Below are 20976 nucleotides of genomic sequence, written 5' to 3' on the forward strand. Positions count from 1 at the left end.
CTCATACGATGGCAGGTGTCGTTTGGGCGCGACTTGGGGTCGAGTTGAGGTTGGCTGCTGATGGAGTTTCGGCTGTTCGGGCCGATGGAGGTCGACGACGACGCGGGTGAGCGCGTCGATCTCGGCACCCGCAAGCAGCGGGCCGTGCTGGCGATGCTCGCCCTCGAGCCCGGGCGCATCGTGCCGCTCGACCGGCTGATCGACGAGCTGTGGGCGGGCGAGGGCCCGGCCACCGCGACGGGCACGCTGCAGTCCTACATCTCCCACCTTCGCCGCGTCCTCGAACCTGGGCGCAAGCCGCGCACCCCGCCGAAGCTGCTGCTCACCCGCGAGCCCGGCTACCTGCTCGACGTCGCGCCCGGCCAAGTCGACCTGGCCCGCTTCGCCGCGTGGGCGGAGGAGGGGCGCAGGGCGGTGCGGCGCGGCGACCACGCTGAGGCGCGCGAGGTGCTCGACCGGGCGCTGGCCCTGTGGCGCGGCGACCCGCTGGCCGAGTTCCCCGACCTGGAGTTCGCGCAACCGTTCGTCGCCCGCCTGGCCGAGGTGCGGCTGGGCGCGATCGAGGACCGCTTCGAGACGCGGCTGTCGCTGGGCGAGGCCGCCGCCTGCGTGCCTGACCTGGAAGGCCTGGTCGAGGCGCACCCCTACCGCGAGCGAGGATGGGGGCTGCTCGTGCTGGCCCTCTACCGGGCTGGACGGCAGGCGGACGCGCTCGCCGCGCTGCGCAGGGTGCGCGCCCTGCTCCTCGACGACCTCGGCCTGGAGCCGGGCCCCGACCTGCGCCGGTTGGAGCAGGCGGTGCTCGACCAGGCGGACGAGCTGGAGGCGCCCAGGCACGCCGAGCCGCCCAGGGCGGCCGAGCCGGTGCTCGGCGCCGGGCTGGTCGACCGCGACGAGCAGCTTCACCTGGTCGGCGAGCGGCTGGCCGAGGCCAGGCGCGGCAGCGGTGGCGCCGTGCTGATCACCGGCGAGGCGGGCATCGGCAAGACGCGGCTGGCCCAGGCGGCGGCCGACGAGGCGGCGGCGCGCGGCTTCCGGGTGGCGTGGGGGCGCTGCCTCGACGGCCCTGCCCCGGCGTTCTGGCCGTGGATCCAGGCGGGGCTGATCACCGAGGCGGCCGCCGAACTCTTCGACCTGTACGACGGGGTCGTCTCGGCGCTGCGTGAAGGCCCCTTCCTGCTCGTGCTCGACGACCTGCACTGGGCGGACGTGTCCTCGCTGCGGCTGCTGGCGCACCTGGCGGGGGAGCTGGCGCGGCTGCCGGCCGTCGTGGTGGTGACCGTGCGGACCGAGCCGGGGCGGCACGAGGAGGAGCTGCGCGAGACGCTCGCCGCGCTGGCCAGGCAGCCCGCGACGGCCCGCGCGGCGCTGGCCCCGTTCGACGCGGCGGCGGTGTCGGCGTTCCTGCGGCTGCGCCAGGTCGAGGCGTCGGCGCCCGCGCTGCTCGAACGCTCGGGCGGCAACCCCTTCTACCTGACCGAGCTGCTGAGGCTGCCCGCGCACGAGCGTGACGAGGTGCCCGAGGGCGCCCGCGACGTGATCGACCGGCGGGTGGCGCGCCTGCCCGAGGACACCCAGGCCCTGCTGAGGGCGGCGGCCGTGGCCGGGCGCGACGTGGACGCCGACCTGCTGGCAGCCGTGGCGGACAGCCCGCTGGAGGAGGTGATGTCCCAGTTGGAGCCCGCTGTGGCCACCGGGCTCCTGGCCGAGCCGCCCGCAGGGGCCGACTACCGCTTCTCGCACGCCCTCGTCAGGCAGGCGCTCGAAGCCGGGCTGGGCAGGCTCCAGCGCGCCCGGCTCCACCTGCGGATCGGCGAATACCTCGAGGCGCAGCCGCAGGCCGACCCGTTCGCCCTGGCCGCGCACTTCGCCGCCGCCGCGCGGGTCGGCGGCGCTGCCAAAGCGGCCACCTACGCGGCCGACGCCGCCCGCCTGGCCACGAACCGCCTGGGCTACACCGAGGCGGTCGAGCAGTGGGAGGCGGCGCTCACCCACCTGCCGCCCGGCGACTCGGCCGAGCGGTGCCGGGCGCTGGCCGAGCTGGGCCAGGCCCGCCGCACCATCGGCGACGCGGCGGGCGCGATGCGCGACCTCACCGAGGCGATCGGCCAGGCGGAGCGGCTGGGCGACCGGGAGGCGCTGATCGGCGCGGTGACCGTGTTCGGCGGGCTCAGCGTCTGGAACTGGCGACCGTACGGGATCGTCGACGCCCCGATGGTGGCCACCGTCGAGGGGTTGCTCGACGGCGAGCTGGCCGACCGCGACCGGGCGGCGCTGCTCGGCACGCTGGGGCTCGAACTGCACTACGGCCCGCGCCGCGCAGAGGGAGAGAGGCTGGCGCTGGAGGCGGTCGAGCTCGCCCGCGGTCTGGACGAACCGGCCTTGCTGGCTCAGACGCTTTCGAACTATCTGCTGGCCTCGTTCGTGCCGGGCAACAACGCCGTACGGCTGCGCGCGGCCGAGGAGATGACCGCGATCCCCGGGCTGCCGAAGGCGGCGCGGCTGGTCGGCGGGGTGTTCCGGCTGTCCTGCCTGCTGCGCGCCGGTGAGCTGGCCGAGTGGAAGCGCGAGCTGGCCACCTGCGAGCGGCTGCTGGCCGAGATGCACCGGCCGGAGCTGGAGACGCTGCTGCGGGTCGCCGAGACCGGCAGGCTCACCCTCGAAGGCCGCTGGGACGAGGCGGAGGACATGGCGAGCCGCTTCCCCAAGCCCACCTTCGGCTCCAGCCTGTGGGGCATCGAGGCGCGGCGGCTCAGCCTCACCTACACCTGCAGGCGCGGGCAGGGCCGGGTGGCCGAGATCGCCGACGAGCTGGAGGCGGCGGGCGAGGAGCCGCAGATGTTGCCGATCCGGCCGCTGGCCGTGCTGGCCGCGCTCGACCTCGGGCAGGACGAGCGTGCGCGGGCCATGCTGGAGCGGTGGGGCGCCGACCTCCGGCTCGACTGGGCGGCCGACTTCGCCATCCCGATGTGGGGGCAGGTGGCCGCCAGGCTGGGCGCGCCCGACCCTGCCGAGCTCTACGAGCGGCTGCTGCCGCAGGCCGACCTGCTCACCGTGGTGGGCACGGGCAGCTCGGCCTGGGGGTGCGGGCATCACGTGCTCGCCGAGCTGGCGTTCCGGCTGGGCCGTACGGATCTCGGAAGGGAGCACGCGCGGGCCGCCGTCGCCCGGCACGAGGAGCTGGGGCTCTCCTACTGGGCGGAGCAGAGCGCGAAGCTACTCCAGTAGCGCGCGCAGCGCGTCGCGCTGGGCCTCGGGCACGTAGGTCTCGTAGTAGTCGTACATCGTCTGGCGGGCCAGCCGCGCGGCACTCTGCCCGTCGCCCTGCCGTACCGCCTCAAGGACCTCCTCGTGGTGGCGCACGCTGCGCTCCATCAGCTCGGGGGCGTCGGCGAGCTTGCCCGCGACCAGGTTGAGCACGATCGAACGGACCACGTCGTTGCAGATCTCGATGAGCTTGTTGCCGCTGGCCCTGGCGACCGCGTCGTGGAAGGCCACGTCGGCCGCGCTGAAGGTCTCGTAACCCTGGTCGGCCGAGGCGCGCATGGCGGCGATCGCCGCCTCCATCTCGGCGAGCTGCTCGGGCGTCTTCAGCCGCGCGGCCAGCAGGTTGGCCGCGCTGTCGAGCACCATGCGGAACTGCACCAGCTCGCCGATCGACAGCTCGTCCACCCTGGCCAGCGTCGTCATCGACTTGTGCAGCGCGGCTGGCGTGAAGGGCTGCACCTCGGCACCGTTCGGATCGCCCGGCCGCGACCTGACCAGCCCGCGCGCCTGCAGCACGCGCAGCGCCTCGCGCACCGTCGACCGGCTCACCGAGAACTGCACCATGAGCTCGCGCTCGCTCGGCAACCGCTCGCCGGGACGCAGGTCCCCGCGCTCGACGGCCTCCTCGATCTGCTCGACGATGCGCTCGTAAGCGCGCACGGTTCGTACGGGCTCAAACCTCATCAAGACCCCTCTTGACCGGAAAGTCCCTGGGCTGGCAGTGTGCGTAGCCTACTGGTCAGACCAGTGCACTAGCCAGGAGGCTAAACGAATGAGGCGAATCGGGACCTGGGTCGCCGTGGGCGGCCTCCTACTGAGCGCGGCCGCGTGTGGCGGCAGTTCTACGAAAGGCACAGCGGCCCCCAAGTCGGAAACGCTGAGCGTCGGCTTCGTCGCCGAACCGGCCAACCTCGACTTCACCGCGACCGAGGGCGCGGCCATCCCGCAGGCGCTGCTCGTCAACGTCTACGAGGGCCTGGTCAAGCTCGGCCAGGACGGCAAGATCAGCCCGCTGCTCGCCGAGAAGTGGGAGGTCTCGCCCGACAACAAGACCTACACCTTCACCCTGCGCAAGGGCGTCACGTTCAGCGACGGCGCCCCCTTCACCGCCGACGACGTCGTCTTCTCCCTCAACCGGGTCAAGTCCGACTGGAAGCTGAAGATCAAGGCGCAGATGGACGTCGTCGACAAGGTGGAGAAGAAGGACGACACCACCGCCGTCGTGACGCTCAAGCACCCGAGCAACGGCTGGCTCTACTCGATGGCCACCCGCCTGGGCGCGATGTTCAGCCGCACCGGCGTGTCCGACCTGGCCAACAAGCCCGTCGGCACCGGCCCGTACCAGCTCGGCACGTGGAAGCGCGGCGACTCGCTCCAGCTCACCTCCAACGCGAAGTACTGGGGCGCCAAGCCCAAGCTCTCCACGGTCACCCTGAAGTACTTCAAGGACGCGACCGCGATGAACAACGCGCTGCTGACCGGCGGCATCGACGTCATCTCCGCGGTGCAGGCGCCCGAGTCGCTGGCCCAGTTCGCCGACACCAACCGCTTCCAGACCGTCGAGGGCACCACCAACGGCGAGGTGGTGCTGTCGCTCAACAACTCGCGCCCGCCGTTCAACGACAAGAAGGCGCGCCAGGCCGTCCGCTACGCCATCGACCACAAGGCGCTGCTCGACACCGCATGGGCCGGGCACGGGCAGCTCATCGGCTCGATGGTCCCGCCGACCGACCCCTGGTACGAGGACCGCACCGGCGACTACCCCTTCGACCAGGCCAAGGCCAAGGAACTGCTCGGCGGCAAGCCGCTCAACGTGAAGATGCGCATCCCCAACCTGCCCTACGCGGTCGCCGCGGCGCAGGTGGTCAAGTCGCAGCTCGCGGCGGTCGGCATCAACGCCGAGATCGACCCGCTGGAGTTCCCGGCCCGCTGGCTGGACGTGGTGTTCAAGCAGGGCGACTACGACCTGTCCATCATCAACCACGTCGAGCCCCGCGACCTCGGCATCTTCTCCGACAAGTCGTACTACTTCCGCTACGACAACCCGGAGTTCGGCAAGCTGCTCGCCAAGGCCGACGAGGGCACCGAGCAGGAGCAGACGGACAACCTGAAGGCCGCGGCCAAGCTGCTGTCCGACGACGCGGCCGCCGACTGGCTGTTCCTTTTCCCCAACCTCATGGTGGCCAAGAAGGGCATCACCGGGCTGCCCAAGAACGCCATCGCCGAGTCCTTCGACTTCACCGGACTCGCCAAGCAGTGATCGTCTACCTGCTCAAGCGGCTGGCGGTGCTCCTCGCGAGCACCGCCGTCGCCGGCGTGGTCGTCTTCGCCTTCATGGCGCTGCTGCCCGGCGACCCGGCCCAGGTGGCGCTCGGCGTCAACGCGACGCCCGAGGCGATCGAGGCGCTGCGCAAGCAGTTCGGCACCGACCGCTCGCTGGTCGTGCAGTTCCTCGACTGGATCGGCGGCCTGGCCACCGGCGACTTCGGCACCTCCTACGTCACCAGCTCGCCCATCGGCGAGCAGATAGCCGACCGCTTCGGCGTGACCTTGGTGCTGGTGCTCGGCGGCATGGTGATCGCGCTGCTCATCGCCGTCCCGCTGGGCACGTTCGCCGCGGTGCACCACCGCAACGCGCTCGGCGCGGCGATCTCGGCGCTCTCCCAGGTCGGCATCGCGATCCCGGCGTTCCTGGCGGGCATCCTGCTGGTGTACGTCTTCGCCGTGCAGGCCCAGGCGCTGCCGTCCGGCGGGTACGTGCCGCTGGCCGAGGACCCGGTGGAGTGGTTCAGGAGCCTGCTGCTCCCGTGGCTGTCCCTGGGGCTGGTCCAGGGCGCGGTGCTCACCCGCTACGTCAGGAGCGCGGTGCTTGAGGTCATGCGCGAGGACTACCTGCGTACGGCCCGCGCCAAGGGGCGCGGCAAGCTCGGCGCCCTGTTCAGGCACGGCCTGCGCAACGCCGCGATCCCCGTCGTCACCGTGCTCGGCCTGCAGCTGGCCACGCTGCTCATCGGCGCGGTCGTGGTCGAGCGCGTCTTCGTCGTGCCCGGCCTCGGCGACCTGCTGCTCAACGGCGTCGCCCAGCGCGACCTGCTGCTCGTGCAGGGCGTGGTCATGCTGCTCGTGGTGGCCGTGCTGCTGATCAACTTCGTGGTGGACGTGGCGTACGCCGCGCTCGACCCCAGGCTGCGGGGGGCGCGATGAAGCTCAATCTGGTCATCGGCGTCTTTCTCGTCGCGCTCGTGGTCGTGGCCGCGCTGGTGTCGTTCGTGTGGACGCCGTACGACCCGACCTTCGTGGACGCCTCACGCCGGCTGTCGACCGGTGGCCTGATGGGCGCCGACAAGTTCGGGCGGGACACGTTCAGCCAGCTCATGGTCGGGGCCAGGACCACCTTGTACGTGGGCATCGTGGCCGTGGGCATCGCCGCGCTCATCGGCGTGCCGCTCGGGATGCTGGCGGGCATGACGCCGTTCGGCTGGCTGTCCGAGACGATCATGCGGATCAACGACCTGGTTTTCGCCTTTCCCGCGCTGCTGCTGGCCGTCATGCTCGGCGCCGTCTACGGGGCCTCGACGCTGACCGCGATGATCGCGATCGGGGTGGCGACCGTACCGGCCTTCGCCCGCATCGCGCGGGCGGCCACGATGCAGGTCATGGTCACCGACTACGTGCTCGCCGCCCGCGCCGCCGGGCGCACGCCGTGGGCGATAGCCGTACGCCATGTCGTGCCGAACATCGGGCCGATGCTCATCGTGCAGGCGTCGGTGTCGTTCGCCATCGCGATCCTGGCCGAGGCGGCGCTGTCGTTCCTCGGCTTCGGCACCCGGCCGCCGACCCCGTCGTGGGGGCGGATGTTGCAGGAGTCGCAGGAGCTGCTGTTCTCCACGCCGCGCCTGGCGATCTGGCCCGGGCTGGCGATCGCGCTGGCCGTTCTGGGGTTCAACCTCCTGGGCGACGGGCTGCGCGACCACCTCGACCCCAAGCTCAGGAGGATCCGTGCTGAGCGTTGAGGGCCTCTCCGTGCGCGCGGGCTCGCTGGAGCTGGTGCGTGACGTCTCCTTCGGGATCGCACCCGGCGAGCGGGTCGGGCTGATCGGTGAGTCGGGTTCCGGCAAGTCGCTGACCGCGCTGTCGCTGATGGGGCTGCTGCCGGAGGGCGTCACCGCCTCAGGCAAGGCCTCGCTCGACGGGCAGAACCTCGTCGGGGTTCCCGAGCGCGAGCTCAAGGGGCTGCGCGGGCGGGTCGCCTCGATGGTGTTCCAGGAGCCGATGACCGCGCTCAACCCGACCATGCGGGTCGGTAAGCAGGTGGCCGAGGTCATGACGCTGCACGGCGTGGCCCGTGGTGACGCTCGCCTCCGCGCGCTGGAACTGCTCTCTCGGGTACGGCTCCCGCAGCCGGAACAGCTCGCCCGCGCCTACCCGCACCAGCTCTCCGGCGGGCAGCGTCAGCGGGTCATGCTGGCGATCGCGCTGGCCAACGAGCCCGCGCTGCTCATCTGCGACGAACCCACGACCGCGCTCGACGTGACCGTGCAGAAGCAGATGCTGGAGCTCATCGCCGAGGTGGCGCCCGCGCTGCTGTTCATCACCCACGACCTGGCCGTGGTGGCGTCGGTGTGCGAGCGGGTCCTGGTGATGTACGGCGGGCGGGTCGTGGAGAGCGGCCCCATGCGCGAGGTGTTCACGCGGCCTCGCCACCGCTACACCCAGGGGCTGCTCGACTCCTCCCGGCTCACGCCGCGCGGCACGCGGCTGCCGACCATCAAGGGGACCGTGCCCTCCGCTGGGGAGTTCCCCGACGGGTGCGTGTTCAGGAATCGGTGTCCTTTTGCTAGCGATATGTGCCTGAGTGAGCCCGTGCTGACAGGAGACGGCCATGCCTTCGCATGCTGGCACCCCGGTGATTGAGATCTCGGGGCTCACCCGCGTCTACAAGCGCAGGCGCACGCCCGTCCACGCGCTCAAAGGGGTGTCGCTGACGGTCGGGCAGGGGGAGCGGTTCGGGATCGTCGGCGAGTCCGGGTCGGGCAAGTCGACGCTGCTGCGGCTGCTGTGCGGGCTCGACCGGCCCACCTCCGGGTCCATCAGGTTCGAGGGGCAGGAGATCGTCGGGCGGTCCAACCTGCGGTTCCTGCGGGAGAAGCTGCAGATCGTCTTCCAGGACCCGATGAGCTCGCTCGACCCCCGCATGCGGGTGCGCGACATCGTCGCAGAACCCCTGGTCGCCCTGGGCCTGCCGGTCGGCGGGCGGGTCGCGGAACTGCTGGACGAGGTGGGGCTGCCCGCTTCTGCGGCAGAACGGTACCCGCACCAGTTCTCCGGCGGGCAGCGGCAGCGCATCGCCATCGCCCGCGCGCTGGCGCCCAGGCCGTCCGTGCTGGTCGCCGACGAGCCGGTCTCCGCGCTGGACGTGTCCGTACGCGGGCAGATACTCAACCTGCTCGCCGACCTCGTCGACGCGCACGGGCTCACGCTCGTCTTCGTCTCGCACGATCTGTCGGTCGTGCGGCACGTGTGCGAGAGCGTCACCGTCATGCACGACGGGGAGATCGTGGAGTCAGGACCGGTGGACTCCGTCTGGGCCGCGCCCCAGCACCCTTACACGCAGACCCTTCTGCAGGCCGTACCGACACTGGAGGGACTCCTTTGATGGAAATCGACGCCGACGGCGTGGTCGAGTTCACCCAGGCGCTCGTCCGCATCCCGAGCACGAACGACCCCGCCCTGGGGAGGAACGAGGACCCGGCGGCATTGCTGGTCGCCGAGAAGATGCGGTCCTGGGGGTGGGAGCCGTCGATCTCCTACGCGGCGCCTGGACGGCCCAACGTGGTGGCCGTCGTCTCGTACGGGCTGCCTGGGCCGACGCTCATGTTCGAGGGGCACACCGACGTGGTGACCGAGGGCGACCTGTCGACCTGGACCGTGGATCCCTTCGGAGGGGAGATCCGCGACGGGCGGCTTTGGGGGCGGGGGAGCGCGGACATGAAGTCCGGACTTGCCGCGACTTTGTATGCCACGCGGGCTTTGCAGCTGGCTGGACCGTTCCCTGGGCGGATCAAGGTGTGCGCGCTGGCCGACGAGGAGGGGCTGATGCTCGGGGCGCACCACTTCGTGTCCTCCGGGCTGGGAGAGGACGTGGACGGGGCGATCGTCGCCGAGCCCGAGGCGGGGGAGATCTGCGCGGTCGCCAAGGGGGCTTTGCGGCTGCGGGTGGACTTCGCCGGGAAGATGGCGCACGGGGCGATGCCGCAGCACGGGCGCAACCCTATCCAGGCGGTGGGGGCGCTGCTGGAGGGCCTTCGGTCTTTGCAGTCCTCGCTGCAGGCGGCTTATCCGGCGCACGAGCACCTTGGTGAGGTGTACGTGACGCCTACCGTCGTCCAGGCGGGGACCGAGGAGCAGGTGAACGTCATTCCCGCGGTGGCGTCGGTCTTCGTGGACGTGCGGACCATTCCTGGGGTGGTGCACAAGGACGTGGCTGCTCGGGTGTTGGAGCTGGCGGCGTTCGACGGGATCGTGGCTGAGGTGACGGTGCTGGTGGACCGGCCGGCGGTGGACGTGCCGGTGAGTGATCCCGTGGTGGTGGCGCTCGCGGGGGCGCACCGGGCGGTGACGGGGGAGGAGCCGGTGTACGGCGGCGTGCCCGGGTCCACGGACGGGACGATCCTTACGCATTGGGGTGGTATTCCGTCGGTGGTGTACGGGCCTGGGGGCAAGTGGATCGCGCACCAGGCGGACGAGTTCGTGGAGGTGGAGGAGATCGTCCGCTGCACCCGCGTCTTCGCGGAGGCCGCCCGCCTCTTCCTGACCACCCCCCGCCCTGCCGCTCCCGACTCCGCCATCCCCGCCTCTGCGACCCCCGCCTCTGCGACCCCCGCCTCTGCGACCCCCGCCTCTGCGACCCCCGCCTCTGCGACCCCCGCCTCTGCGACCCCCGCCTCTGCGACCCCTGGCTCCGCCACCCCAGACTCCGCCACCCCAGACTCCGGGGCCTCTCGCGATGCCTTTTCTCGGGGCGGGGCTCCACGTGATGGCGCCTCCCCCGGTGGCCTTTCCCACGATGGCGCGGCCTCGTGAAGCCCGGGGCCAGCAATTCGCTGGCGGACGTGGCGGGGTTGCGGGTAGGGCACGCGCACCGCATCGGCGACGGCTACCGGACCGGCGTCACCGTAATCCTGGCTCCTGAGGGAGGCGCGGTGGCGGGCGTCGACGTCCGTGGAGCCGCCCCGGGGACCAGGGAGACCGAGCTCCTCGACCCACGCAACCTCGTCGAACGGGTGCACGCCATCACCCTGTCCGGCGGCAGCGCCTACGGCCTCAGCGCCGCCTGCGGCGTGATGGACCGCCTGGCCGACGCAGGCGTGGGCTTCCCCGTGGACGGCGGTGTCGTGCCCATCGTCCCCGCCGCCGTCATCTACGACCTGGGGAGAGGCGGCCGCTTCAGAGCCACCCCCGACGGACAACTCGGCGCAGCCGCCCTCGACGCCGCCTTGGCAAGCACCGCCTTCTCCGGCCCTGCCCACGGCGCCCTCTCCGGCTCTGCCCAGGCGGGTGCCCTCTCCGGCTCTGCCCACGCGGGCGCCCTCCCTGGCTCGGCCCAAGCGGGCGCCGTCGTCTCTGGCGCGGCACCTGCCGGTTCCTTGACGGGTGATGCCCTTTCCGGCGCTTCGCTGGCAGGGGCTGTGGCGATGGCGGGTGGGGCGGCCCAGGGCTCCATCGGGGCCGGAGCGGGGGCTGTGGCCGGCGGGTTTGCCGGGGGGATCGGCACAGCGTCGGTGATCCTGCCATCAGGAGCTACCGTGGCCGCCCTGGCGGTCGTCAACCCCCATGGCACCGTCCTCGACCCCGGCAGCGGCTACCTGTCCGGCGCCCGCTACGGGCTGTCCGGGGAGTTCGACCTGCGCGAGCCGTCCAAGCAAGAGCTCCACGCCTGGCGACCCGACGAGACCCCGCCGTTCAACACGACGATCGGCGTCGTCGCCACCGACCTCACCCTCTCCAAAGCCCAGTGCGGCAAGCTCGCCGGAGTAGCCCACGACGGCCTGGCCAGGGCCATCAGGCCCGCACACACGATGGTCGACGGCGACACCATCTTCGCCCTGGCCACCTGCGCCCGCCCCGCCCCCGACAAGGACGAGACGCACGACGTCCTGTCGGCGGGGGCCGACGTGTTCGCCCGCGCCGTCGCGCACGCCGTCCTGGCCGCGACCGGCCGCGCGGGCGCGCCCGCGTACCTCGACGTCTTCCCCAGCGCCCGGAGCAACGTGTCATGAAATTTCCCGACGGCCTGCCCATCGGCGACGGCTGGGTGATCACCCGGGAGACCGCCGACGTGGTCTTCCCCTACGACGGCTCCACCGTCGCTCAGGCTCCTGTGGGTACGGCGGAGCTGGCGCGTCGCGCCGTCGACGAGGCGCTGAAGATCGCCCCCGTCATGGCGAAGGTGCCCTCCCATGCCCGCCGTACCGCGTTCATGGGGGCACACGACGCGCTGAAGGCCCGCCAGGAGGAGTTCGAGCAGTTGCTCGTCCTGGAGACCGGCAAACCGCTTGTGGACTGCAAGGTCGAGGTGGCGCGCACGCTCGTCACGCTGGCCACGGCCGCCGAGGAGGTCGCCAGGCTGCACGGCGAGACGGTGCCGCTCGACCTGATGCCGTCGGGGGAGGGGTTGATCGGGTTCTGGACGCGGCGGCCGATCGGGGTGGTCGTGGGGATCACCGGGTTCAACTACCCGTTGTTGCTGGCCGCCCACAAGATCGCACCGGCGTTGGCGGCCGGGTGCCCGATCATCGTCAAGCCCGCACCCGCGACGCCGCTGGCCACGTTGTGGCTGGTCGACCTGATTCGCGGGACCGGTGCCCTGCCCGCGTCAGCCGTACAGCTCGTCACGGGTGACGTGGAGGTGGGTCGGACGCTGGTCGAGGACCGGAGGATAGGCGCGGTCTCGTTCACCGGGTCGGCGGCGGCCGGTCACGCCATCGCCAGGAACGCGGCTCCGACGAAGGTGTTGCTCGAGCTGGGATCGAATGCGGCACTGGTCGTGGCGGCGGACGCGGACCTCGCGGCTGCGGCGGACGCGGTGGTGCGGGGCGGGTATTACGCGTCCGGCCAGGCGTGCATCTCGGTGCAGCGGGTCCTGGTGGAGGCTTCGGTGCGTGAGGAGTTCGTCGGGCTTCTGACGGAGCGGATGAGCACGGTCGTGGTGGGGGATCCCCGCTCGGCGGACACGCGGGTCGCGCCGCTCATCGACGGCCGCTCGACAGCGAGGGTGCTGGACTGGGTGGAGAAGGCAGTGGAAGCAGGCGCAACCCTGGTCACGGGCGGCCGCCTGGAGGAGAACGAACCAGGCCAAACCATCCCCAAGGTGAGCAACCAGCCCACACCTGAGGCGGGCACTCAGGCCGCGCCCGAGGCGGATGGCCCCACCGCCCTGCTCGCGCCCGACGCGGGCAGCCAGGCCGCGCCCGGGGTGGGTGGCCAGGCCGTGCCCGGGGTGGGTGGCCAGGCCGCGCCTGAGGTGGGTGGTCCCACCGCGCCTTACGAGTGTGGGTTGGCCATCGCGCCGACGGTTCTCACCGATGTGCCCGAGGGTGCGATGGTGTGGGACGAGGAGATCTTCGGGCCGGTCGTCTGCGTCCGTGAGGTCGCCGACCTCGACGCGGCCTTCGACGCCGTCAACGCCTCCCGGTACGGCCTGCACGTGTCCGTCTTCACCCGCTCCCTGAGTACGGCTTTCGCCGCCATCGACCGCCTGGACGCCGGGGGAGTCGTGGTCAACGAGGTGCCCGGGTTCAGGGCGGACAACATGCCGTACGGCGGCGTCAAGGACTCGGGGATCGGCCGCGAAGGCCCACGCTTCGCCATCGAGGAGCTCACCGTCACCCGCATGGCCATCATCCGACCCCACTGACCCAGCCGCATCGAGTCGGCCCGTGGGTGGCCTGTTTGGGCCGACCTGTTTGGGCCGACCTGTGCGGGTGGGCTTGTGTGGGGTTGGCGTGCGTAGTGGCCGGGCAGCACGGGGCCCGGCCGTGCTGGGTTGGGCGTGCTGGGTTGGGCGTGCTGGGTCAGGGCGTGCTGGGTCAGGGCGTGCTGGGTTGGGCACGCTGCGCCGGGCTGCGCCGGGCTGCGCCGGGCTGCGCCGGGCTGCGCCGGGCTGCGCCGGGCTGGGCCGGGCTGCGCCGGGCTGGGCCGGGCTGCGCCGCGCTGGGCCGGGCTGGGCCGGGCTGCGCCGCGCTGGGTCGCGCCGCGCTGGGCCGGGCTGCGCTGGGTCGCGCCGCGCTGGGCCGGGCTGCGCTGGGTCGCGCCGCGCTGGGTCGCGCCGCGCTGGGTCCCGCGCTGGGCTGGGCCGTGCTCAGCCCGGCCGGGCTGGGTTAGATCGCTTTGAGGGCTCGTTCCAGGGTGCTGAGTTCCTCTGTGGTCAGGTCGCGCAGGGGGAGTCTGCTGTGGCCTGCTCGCCGTCCCCAGATGCGTAGCAACCCGCGATACACCGCCAGGTCGCCGGGCAGGGCCAGGTCTGTGGTCAGGCGCCGGTACGGCAGTAGCCCTGCCCAGTGAGTGCGGGCCGCCGCCAGGTCTCCCTTCTGCATCGCCTCCCACAACTCCACCGCCGCCGCCGGGACCACGTTGAGGAGGCCGCTGATCCATCCGTGTGCTCCGCCCGCCAGTGCCTCCAGTGGCGCTGTGACCCCGCCGTAGAACACACGGAAGCCGTCGTCAGTGGTCTGGCGGAGCTCGTGGACCTGGTGGACGGTTGGAAGCGTGCTTTTCACCCCGGACGCCACGCCCTCCCTGTAGAGGCCGGCCAGGTCGGCGGGGGACAGGGGGTCGATCGCTGCGTTGGCTGGGATGTTGTACACCCATATCGGCAGGTCTACGGCCCTCGCTATCGCGCGGTAGTGGTCGAGGATCTCTCCGCGTGACGGTCGCTGGAAGTACGGCAGGACGACCAGGGCGGCGGATGCGCCGGCCTGGGCGGCGTGCTGGGTCAGGGCGATCGTCTGGGCGGTGCCGTACGCGCCTGTCCCGGCCAGGACGGGCACGCGGCCGGCCACCGTCTCCAGCGCCACCTCCAGCAGCAGGCGGCGCTCGTCGTCGGTCATCGCGACGAACTCGCCGCTGGTGCCGCCGATGACGAGGCCGTGCACGCCTTCGGTGACGAGCCAGTCGAGGTGGGCGGCTGTGGCGGCGTAGTCGAGGGCGCCGCGCTTGTCGAACATGGTCAGGGCGGCTGGGTATACGCCGTTAACCTGGTCGCGCCCGTCTCGGTGTGCGGCGTTAACCTGGTCCCGTTCGTCTGGGTGTGCGGCGTTAACCTGGTCCCGTTCGTCTGGGTGTACGGCGTTGACCTGGTCTCGGTTGGTCATCGGGTGCCGCCCTGGTCGTACTCGGGGCGGAACGGGTGCTTGACGATCTCCTCGATCCGCAGCTCAGGCCCGAGCCCCGGCTCCTCCGTCACCACCCACTCCCCATTGCGCACCTGCGGCGGGTTCTCCGTGTACCGCTCCCAGAACACCATCTGCTCAGGCGTCAGCATCGACTCCGAGATCAGCAGGTTCGGCAGCGTCGCCGCGAGCTGCCACGTCGCCGCGCTCGCCAAGGGCCCGAACGGGTTGTGGAACGCCATCGACACCGCATTGGCCTCCGCCAGCGTCGCGATGCGCTTGGCCGCCGTGATCCCGCCGCAGAAGATCACGTCCGGCTGCGCCACCGCGAGCGCCCGCTGCTCCAGGAACGGCGCGGCCGCGTACGGCCCCGCCCACCGCTCGCCCGCCGCGATCGGCGTGGACGACCTGCGGGTCACCTCGGCCAGCCACTCGGGCCGCTCCGGCGGCACCGGCTCCTCGATGAACGCCAGCCGGTAAGGCTCCAGCACCTCGCACAGCCGTAAGGCGTTGGCCACGTTCAGCCGCCCGTGGCAGTCGAGCATGAGGTGCACGTCCGGCCCCGCCACCTCCCGCGCCGCCTGGAAATACTCCGCCATGAGCGACCAGATCCAGTTCGGCAGCAACTCCGTCTCGGTGTGCCTGGCCGGGATCGCGGCGGGCGTCTCGTGATGGACGCTGGACACCTTGGTGTAGAAGCCGGGCAGCGTGGTCTTGATCGCGGTGAAGCCCATCGCGATGCGGTCGGCGATCTCGGCGGCGAACTGCTCCGGCGTCTCGGTGGCCCTGGCGTGGGTGTAGACGGGGACGCTGTCGCGGAACTTGCCGCCCAGGAGGCGGTGCACGGGCACGCCCAGCGCCCGCGCGTTGAGGTCCCACAGGGCGACGTCGATGGCCGAGATCCCGATCGTCAGCAGCGTGCCGCCGAGGAAGGAGTCGCGGTACATCCGCTCGTAGTGCTGCTCGATACGGGTCGGGTCCTTGCCGACGAGGTACTCGCCCAGCTCCTCGACCAGCGCGGACACCGCCCTGGTGCGGCGGCGCATGGCGACCTCCGCGATCCCGGACACGCCGTCGTCTGTCTCGATGCGGACGTAGATCGCGTTGTAGTACCCGAACTCGGCGATCCACTGCCGGACGGCGGTCACACGCATGCGGTGGCTCCTTCTGGGGGTCAGGGTGCTCCTCATCTTCGGCAAACAAAGGACCTAAGTCAAGAGTCTGAGGTAGAGCCCGAAAACGCTCGCGGAAGCGCCGTTTTCCCGCGCGAGATGGTCTACGCTTACGTGGAACATAGGTCTTTAGTAGGGGAGGGCTGGTCCGTGCCAGAGGCGTCCACGCGTGACCGCGCGCTGCTCGGCACCCGCGTCGCGGCCATGATCACCGAGCACATCCGCAAGTCCGGGCTGGCCGAGGGCGACGAGCTGCCCTCGGAGGCCAAGCTCGCCGACGAGTACGGTGTGAGCCAGCGCGTCGTCCGCGACGCCTTCCGCTCGCTCAGCCAGCAGGGTGTGATCCGTACCCGCCAAGGCAAGAAGGCCGTGGTCAGCGAGCTGCGCCCGGTCGCGGTGCACAGCTACTTCCGGCTGGCGATGCAGGCGGACGCGGCGGCCATCGACGAGCTCGTCGAGATGCGGCTGGCGCTGGAGACCAAGGCGGCGGGCCTGGCCGCCACCAGGATCACCCCGGAGGAGCTGGCCGCGCTGCGCGACCTGCTCGACGAGGTGGAGCAGGTGGGCGACGACCTGCGCCGCCGGGTCGAGCTCGACCTGGCCTTCCACATCGGCGTGGTGAAGGCGGCGCGCAACAGGTTCTTCAGCGGCGTCATCGAGGCGCTGTCCGACGTGCTGGCCACCGAGCGGGAGCGCGGCAAGGAGCTGACCGAGATCCTCGGCGAGACGCACTCGGAGAGCGACGCCGAGCACCGCGCGCTGCTGCTGGGCCTGGGCACGGGCGACGCGGCGCTGGCCGAGCAGCAGATGCGGGCGCACCTGGAACGGGTGCAACGGCGTTTCCGCGGCGACGAGGAGCAGTTGATTACTTAGAGTAGTCATGTCCCCCCATTTCGATGGAGGGATCAATATGCGCATCAAGCGCCTGCTCGTCTCGCTGGCCGCAGCGCCCGCTCTGCTGCTGTCCGTTTCCACCGCCCCGGCCTCGGCCGACACGCCCGCGCCCGGCCAGGAGTACTGCTCCAGCACCGGCGGCGGCCTGTACTTCTCGCCGTTCGGCAAGGCCGACGTGATGTGGGCGCCGCACATCAGGCAGCTCGTGCAGCAGTTCGGCGCGACGTGGGACGCGTTCAAGCCGGTCACCCGCATCCTCAGCCAGGCCGGCGAGGACCTGGGCATCACGATGCCCATCGGCATGCAGCACGACAGCATCGGCTTCGACGGCCGCATCTGCTACCCGGGCGGCTTCTCGATCACCCAGACCTCCACCGGCAAGCACGCCAGGATCGACGACGGCTTCGCCGTCCGCATCTTCCCGTGCGGCGCCTTCGCCAAGCCGGTCATCAACGGCGTCAGGTGGACCAAGGAGGTGCAGCTCGCGAGCTGCTTCGCCCCCGAGGTCCTGGTGTCGGTGGCCGGGATCAAGGACGGCGGCCTGGGCGGCGGCGTCACGCCGTGGCACTTCAACGTGTCGCCGTTCCTGGCCGAGCAGGTCAACCAGATCCTCGGCCAGCCGGTGCTGAAGGCGGGCGAGCCGCTGTTCACGCTGGCGCCCGTGCTGAAGTTCCTGCCCTTCCGCGCCTCCTAGGCCAGCCAGATCGGTGAGTTCGACGCCCGGCGGTACCGGGCGTCGAACTCACCGGACCCGTCGTCCTCCTGTACGGCGAGCCGTGCGCCCCGCGGCTGGACCGGCAGGTTTCCCACGTAGCGGCACTCGTGGAAGAGCTGCTTGATCCCCGCGTAGAGACGCACCCGCCCGTCGCCGAGGTGGAAGCTCAGCAGCTTGCGCGTCTCCGGCGGGGTGAAGCCGTCCGCCACCCGCCACCTCTCCAGCGCCCCCTCGTCGAACGTCACCCCCAGCCCGGGAGCCTCGGGCACCCTGGCGTACCCGCCGCTGATCTCGATCGGCTCGGTGATCAGGTCGTCGGCGTAGACGTTGAGGCAGGTCACGGCCGGCCAGCGGGCGTGCGTCAGCACCGCGCCCAGGTGCAGCGTCCACGCCGTGGTCAGTCCAGGCCCGACGATCTGCAGGAACAGGTCCTTGTTGAACGCCGCCGCCTGCAGCCCCTGCGCGATCGTGCCGGCCGCCCCGGCGTTGCAGGAGACGAAGCCGTCGATGGCGTCCTCGCGCATCCAGATCGGGAACAACGCCTGGTTGTAGTGCTCGGCGAGCGGCCTGTCCACCTTGGCCCTGACCGCCTTCTGCCCGGCGACGTCCGACTGCAGCACCGGCGACTCGTACATCCCGATGTTTCGGAGGGAATCGAGCTCGCGCAGCACCTCGATCGCCTCGCCCGGCGTGCGCAGCATGCCGTTCCAGTCGAGGTCGAGCACATAGGTCCCAGGTGTGACAGCGGAGATGGCCGCGACCTGCTCCCGGATGTCGAACCACGGCCTGGCCTTGAGCTTGTGCGCGAGATACCCCTCGGACAGCGCGTCCTTGGCCTCCTCGGCCAGCACCTCGGGCGGCATCTTGGTGCTCCACCACGCCAGCGGGCACCACTTGCGTACGGCGGGCTGCCCGAGCAACTGGTAGATCGGCGCTTCCAGGACCTTGCCCACCACGTCGTACAACGCCATCTGCAGCCCGGCGCCGAGCGAGTCGTCGGCCATCAGCTCGGCCGGGTGACGCCCGACCACGCGGCCGACCGCCTCGTCCGTCGTCCTGGCCCAGGTGTAGTGCGGGAGGCTCTCGCCGTACCCGACCAGGCCGGGGGAGGAGGTGCGGACCCGCACCACCTCGACCACGGCGAACTCGGCGACGAGGATCTCGTTCCACGGGCGCGACCGCTCGCGGAAGGGGACATGGAGGGTGATCCGCTCCACGCCGGTGACGCGCAGGCTCATGGTTGCCCCTTGGCGATCGTGCGGAGGACGACGTCGTCGAACTCCACCTGGATGTCGGCCGCGCTGTCCACCAGGAGGATGAGCTCGACCTTGTCCACGGGCTTGTTGCGCGCCGTGGCCGGGATCTCGGCGTCGAACCGCAGCGTGATCCACTCGCCGGTCGGCCGGAGGAAGATCACGGGGGAGCGCACCGAGCTGCTGGGGATCGGCGTGTTCGTGGTGTCGATCAGGTCGAGCGCGACCTGCACCGAGGCGGCCGTCCCCGCGGGGGCGCGGTAGCGGGCGGTGACCTGGGCCAGGCCGGGGTCGACGTCGACGATCTGGCTGGGCCCGCCCCAGCCCTGACCGGTGATCCGCAGGAGCCCGCCGGTCTGGGTGAAGGCGCGGGTGCCGGTGGAGCGGGGCAGCAGCCGCCACGCGTCCGTGGCCTGGTCGGGGCGCGCCACCCCGGCCCCGATCAGGTCACCGTACGGATGACCTGCCGTCGCGTCGGTCACCGGACCGCCGCTCGGCTCGTGCACGCGCAGGTACTCGACCAGGCTCCAGAACTCGCTGGGGTTCCAGCCCGTCCAGGTGAGGTTCGGGAAGGACGCCGGGTTCATCTGCAGCACCAGGACCGGATCGGCGGCGAACTCCTTGATCAGCGCGAGGCGGCGGGCGGCCAGGTCGAGGCGGCTCTGGAAGCTGTCCACCCCGTGCCGCAGCACGGCGAGCGCCGTCGCCTGGTCGGCAGGGGTGGCGACCTGGCGCGGATAGCTGAGCGCCGACGACTCGTACAGCTCGAACACCCGGCGCAGGATCTTCGCCCTGGCCGTCCGCGCGGGCGTGTCCGCCCTGGCGACGGCCGAGTCGAGGAGCGTACGGCTGCGCGTCAGGTCGGCCTCCTCGACCAGTTCGAGGTACTGGGGGAGGTTGAAGCTCTGGTAGGTCGCGTCCGGCAGGAACCAGTCGGACGCGGGCACCCGCTCCGCCCAGAACCGCTCCCACAGCTGGTAATAGGCGGCGAGATACCCGGCCGACGTCGCGCCGACCGCTCGCACGAGCCATTCCCGCTGCAACGCGTCCACGTCGGCCTGCGCGTCCCACAGCAGCCTGGCGGTCACCCAGGGTTTGGGGCCCTCGCCCCAGTTCGGGTACAGCTCGGCGTACTGGGCGACGACGCCCTTCTCCTTGGCGTACCTGATGGTCCTGGCGTATTCGTGGGGGAAGACCCGGGGCAGCAGGTACGGCGCGCCGTACAGGTAGTCGTAGAAACCCAGCTGGGAACAGACGGCCAGCCACCGCTCGGTCAGCGCGTGCCCGTCCGCCTCGGCCGCCGGGTCCGTCCACGTGTACCTGTCCTTGGTCAGGAACGGCACGACCGCCGGGTGCAGCGGGAACGCGGGCGGCGTCTCCAGCTTGCGGTAGGCCAGCAGCCCGAACGTCTTGCCCGGCCTTTCCAGGAGAACCCTGCGAACGACCTCGTTGACCCACGCGTAGTAGGCGGGGACCGGGTCGAGCTCGGCGAAGCCCTCGCCGTCGTTGACGCCCAGGGAGAACGACGGCGCGCCGGGATTGGCGTCGAAGTACTCCAGGATCCCGGTGACGGCCGCGTCGATCGTGCCGGGGACGGTGAAGGCGGGTTGCCAGCCGGTCAGCTTGCCCGGCGCGGGCGGCCTGCCGTTCGGGTAGTACTCCGGATGCGTCGTGCCGTACCGCTCGACCGGGAACAGCGTGTGCAGGTTGTGGTGGAAGGCGATGGGCTCGGTGCCGACGCCCTGCAGGCGGTTACGTTGCGCCCACTGCTGCTGGATCGGGTACTTGCCGTCGCGCAGCGGGCTGAGCGAGCGCATCGTGAACGACGGCTCCTCGCGGACCGGCAGCGGGGACACGCTGATCGTGGTCCGCCTGGGCACGTCCTCGCCGTCCGGGCCGGGCAGCAGCCACCTGACGTCGACGTACCGCTCCAGGAAGGCGCGCACGCCGTTCGCGGTGCCGGTGGGCGTCGGGCCGACGATGGTGATCGTGTCCTTGAACGGCCTGATGAGGAAGCCGTCGCGGTCGAGCTCCGCCAGCAGGCCGGGCACGGCCGGGTCGGGGCCGTTCGCGCCGACGATGATCAGGGTGTCGCCTGGACCCTGCACGCTCGGCAGGCGCACGCCGGTCGCGCGCTCCACGTAGGTGACCAGCTCCGCCGCGTCCCCCGTCACCGCGGCTCTGGCGATGCCGTTCTCAACGACGGGTAAATCCCCTTTTATCCGGATGAAGGGGATCAGCGCGGCCGTGCCGAGCACCTGGCGGCGGGTGAACATGCGGTCTCC

At 71.4% G+C, this 20976-nt stretch carries 17 protein-coding genes; 12 read left to right on the top strand and 5 right to left on the bottom strand.

Features of this window, described 5'->3' with window-relative positions:
- Positions 1-60: 60 nt before the first annotated feature.
- On the top strand, positions 61-3228 hold the full coding sequence (locus ACIBG8_RS34710) for a BTAD domain-containing putative transcriptional regulator (protein ID WP_397347317.1): 3168 nt from the start codon (positions 61-63) through the stop codon (positions 3226-3228).
- Here the strand turns inward: ACIBG8_RS34710 and ACIBG8_RS34715 are convergent.
- On the bottom strand, positions 3217-3951 hold the full coding sequence (locus tag ACIBG8_RS34715) for a FadR/GntR family transcriptional regulator (RefSeq protein ID WP_397347318.1): 735 nt from the start codon (positions 3949-3951) through the stop codon (positions 3217-3219). The genes ACIBG8_RS34710 and ACIBG8_RS34715 overlap by 12 nt on opposite strands.
- A gap of 88 nt (positions 3952-4039) precedes the next feature.
- Here ACIBG8_RS34715 and ACIBG8_RS34720 point away from each other — a divergent pair, with 88 nt between their 5' ends.
- The 9 genes from ACIBG8_RS34720 to ACIBG8_RS34760 all read left to right on the top strand — a co-directional run bounded on the left by ACIBG8_RS34720 (position 4040) and on the right by ACIBG8_RS34760 (position 13650).
- A complete protein-coding gene (locus tag ACIBG8_RS34720) occupies positions 4040-5527 on the top strand; it encodes an ABC transporter substrate-binding protein (protein WP_397347319.1) in 1488 nt (495 codons plus the stop codon).
- The gene (locus ACIBG8_RS34725) at positions 5524-6471 is read left to right on the top strand and encodes an ABC transporter permease (protein WP_397347320.1); all 948 of its coding nucleotides are present in this window, start codon (positions 5524-5526) and stop codon (positions 6469-6471) included. Before ACIBG8_RS34720 ends, ACIBG8_RS34725 begins: the two co-directional genes overlap by 4 nt.
- Complete coding sequence (locus ACIBG8_RS34730) at positions 6468-7280, top strand: ABC transporter permease (protein ID WP_397347321.1); 813 nt, start codon at positions 6468-6470, stop codon at positions 7278-7280. Before ACIBG8_RS34725 ends, ACIBG8_RS34730 begins: the two co-directional genes overlap by 4 nt.
- On the top strand, positions 7267-8181 hold the full coding sequence (locus ACIBG8_RS34735) for an ABC transporter ATP-binding protein (protein ID WP_397347322.1): 915 nt from the start codon (positions 7267-7269) through the stop codon (positions 8179-8181). The genes ACIBG8_RS34730 and ACIBG8_RS34735 overlap by 14 nt, the downstream gene beginning before the upstream one ends.
- Entirely contained in the window at positions 8150-8923 is a 774-nt protein-coding gene (locus ACIBG8_RS34740) for an ABC transporter ATP-binding protein (protein ID WP_397347323.1), read from the top strand. Before ACIBG8_RS34735 ends, ACIBG8_RS34740 begins: the two co-directional genes overlap by 32 nt.
- On the top strand, positions 8923-10350 hold the full coding sequence (locus ACIBG8_RS34745) for an ArgE/DapE family deacylase (protein WP_397347324.1): 1428 nt from the start codon (positions 8923-8925) through the stop codon (positions 10348-10350). The genes ACIBG8_RS34740 and ACIBG8_RS34745 overlap by 1 nt, the downstream gene beginning before the upstream one ends.
- Positions 10347-11546 (top strand): P1 family peptidase, encoded by a 1200-nt coding sequence (locus ACIBG8_RS34750; protein ID WP_397347325.1) that lies wholly within the window; start codon positions 10347-10349, stop codon positions 11544-11546. The genes ACIBG8_RS34745 and ACIBG8_RS34750 overlap by 4 nt, the downstream gene beginning before the upstream one ends.
- Positions 11543-13183, top strand: coding sequence for an aldehyde dehydrogenase family protein (locus ACIBG8_RS34755; protein ID WP_397347326.1), 1641 nt, complete (start codon positions 11543-11545; stop codon positions 13181-13183). Before ACIBG8_RS34750 ends, ACIBG8_RS34755 begins: the two co-directional genes overlap by 4 nt.
- A 179-nt stretch (positions 13184-13362) precedes the next feature.
- Positions 13363-13650, top strand: a complete 288-nt coding sequence (locus ACIBG8_RS34760; RefSeq protein WP_397347327.1) for a hypothetical protein — start codon at positions 13363-13365, stop codon at positions 13648-13650.
- Here the strand turns inward: ACIBG8_RS34760 and ACIBG8_RS34765 are convergent.
- Together ACIBG8_RS34765 and ACIBG8_RS34770 are read right to left on the bottom strand one after the other, a co-directional pair.
- A complete protein-coding gene (locus ACIBG8_RS34765) occupies positions 13647-14639 on the bottom strand; it encodes a dihydrodipicolinate synthase family protein (RefSeq protein WP_397347328.1) in 993 nt (330 codons plus the stop codon). The two genes, ACIBG8_RS34760 and ACIBG8_RS34765, sit on opposite strands and share 4 nt — an antisense overlap.
- Positions 14636-15811: a mandelate racemase/muconate lactonizing enzyme family protein gene (locus ACIBG8_RS34770; protein WP_397347329.1), complete on the bottom strand. Its 1176-nt coding sequence runs from the start codon at positions 15809-15811 to the stop codon at positions 14636-14638. The genes ACIBG8_RS34765 and ACIBG8_RS34770 overlap by 4 nt, the downstream gene beginning before the upstream one ends.
- Positions 15812-15979: 168 nt before the next feature.
- On the opposite strand from ACIBG8_RS34770, the gene ACIBG8_RS34775 reads away from it, so the two are divergent.
- Complete coding sequence (locus ACIBG8_RS34775; protein WP_397347330.1) at positions 15980-16702, top strand: FadR/GntR family transcriptional regulator; 723 nt, start codon at positions 15980-15982, stop codon at positions 16700-16702.
- Between the two features lie 37 nt (positions 16703-16739).
- Entirely contained in the window at positions 16740-17417 is a 678-nt protein-coding gene (locus tag ACIBG8_RS34780; RefSeq protein ID WP_397347331.1) for a hypothetical protein, read from the top strand.
- Here ACIBG8_RS34780 and ACIBG8_RS34785 read toward each other — a convergent pair.
- Both ACIBG8_RS34785 and ACIBG8_RS34790 read right to left on the bottom strand, forming a co-directional pair.
- On the bottom strand, positions 17414-18676 hold the full coding sequence (locus ACIBG8_RS34785) for a mandelate racemase/muconate lactonizing enzyme family protein (protein WP_397347332.1): 1263 nt from the start codon (positions 18674-18676) through the stop codon (positions 17414-17416). The two genes, ACIBG8_RS34780 and ACIBG8_RS34785, sit on opposite strands and share 4 nt — an antisense overlap.
- Positions 18673-20967 carry a DUF4838 domain-containing protein gene (locus ACIBG8_RS34790; protein WP_397347334.1) on the bottom strand — a complete coding sequence of 765 codons (2295 nt, stop codon included), beginning with the start codon at positions 20965-20967 and terminating at the stop codon, positions 18673-18675. Before ACIBG8_RS34790 ends, ACIBG8_RS34785 begins: the two co-directional genes overlap by 4 nt.
- Positions 20968-20976: the final 9 nt, after the last annotated feature.

This window comes from Nonomuraea sp. NPDC050556, from assembly GCF_044457355.1.
Taxonomy (GTDB): Bacteria; Actinomycetota; Actinomycetes; order Streptosporangiales; family Streptosporangiaceae; genus Nonomuraea.

Coding starts and splice junctions, on each gene's coding strand:
- ACIBG8_RS34715 (WP_397347318.1), bottom strand. CDS start 3,951: ATGAGGTTTGAGCCCGTACGAACCGTGCGCGCTTACGAGCGCATCGTC.
- ACIBG8_RS34710 (WP_397347317.1), top strand. CDS start 61: ATGGAGTTTCGGCTGTTCGGGCCGATGGAGGTCGACGACGACGCGGGT.
- ACIBG8_RS34720 (WP_397347319.1), top strand. CDS start 4,040: ATGAGGCGAATCGGGACCTGGGTCGCCGTGGGCGGCCTCCTACTGAGC.
- ACIBG8_RS34790 (WP_397347334.1), bottom strand. CDS start 20,967: ATGTTCACCCGCCGCCAGGTGCTCGGCACGGCCGCGCTGATCCCCTTC.
- ACIBG8_RS34740 (WP_397347323.1), top strand. CDS start 8,150: ATGCCTTCGCATGCTGGCACCCCGGTGATTGAGATCTCGGGGCTCACC.
- ACIBG8_RS34755 (WP_397347326.1), top strand. CDS start 11,543: ATGAAATTTCCCGACGGCCTGCCCATCGGCGACGGCTGGGTGATCACC.
- ACIBG8_RS34745 (WP_397347324.1), top strand. CDS start 8,923: ATGGAAATCGACGCCGACGGCGTGGTCGAGTTCACCCAGGCGCTCGTC.
- ACIBG8_RS34780 (WP_397347331.1), top strand. CDS start 16,740: ATGCGCATCAAGCGCCTGCTCGTCTCGCTGGCCGCAGCGCCCGCTCTG.
- ACIBG8_RS34785 (WP_397347332.1), bottom strand. CDS start 18,676: ATGAGCCTGCGCGTCACCGGCGTGGAGCGGATCACCCTCCATGTCCCC.
- ACIBG8_RS34770 (WP_397347329.1), bottom strand. CDS start 15,811: ATGCGTGTGACCGCCGTCCGGCAGTGGATCGCCGAGTTCGGGTACTAC.
- ACIBG8_RS34765 (WP_397347328.1), bottom strand. CDS start 14,639: ATGACCAACCGAGACCAGGTCAACGCCGTACACCCAGACGAACGGGAC.
- ACIBG8_RS34730 (WP_397347321.1), top strand. CDS start 6,468: ATGAAGCTCAATCTGGTCATCGGCGTCTTTCTCGTCGCGCTCGTGGTC.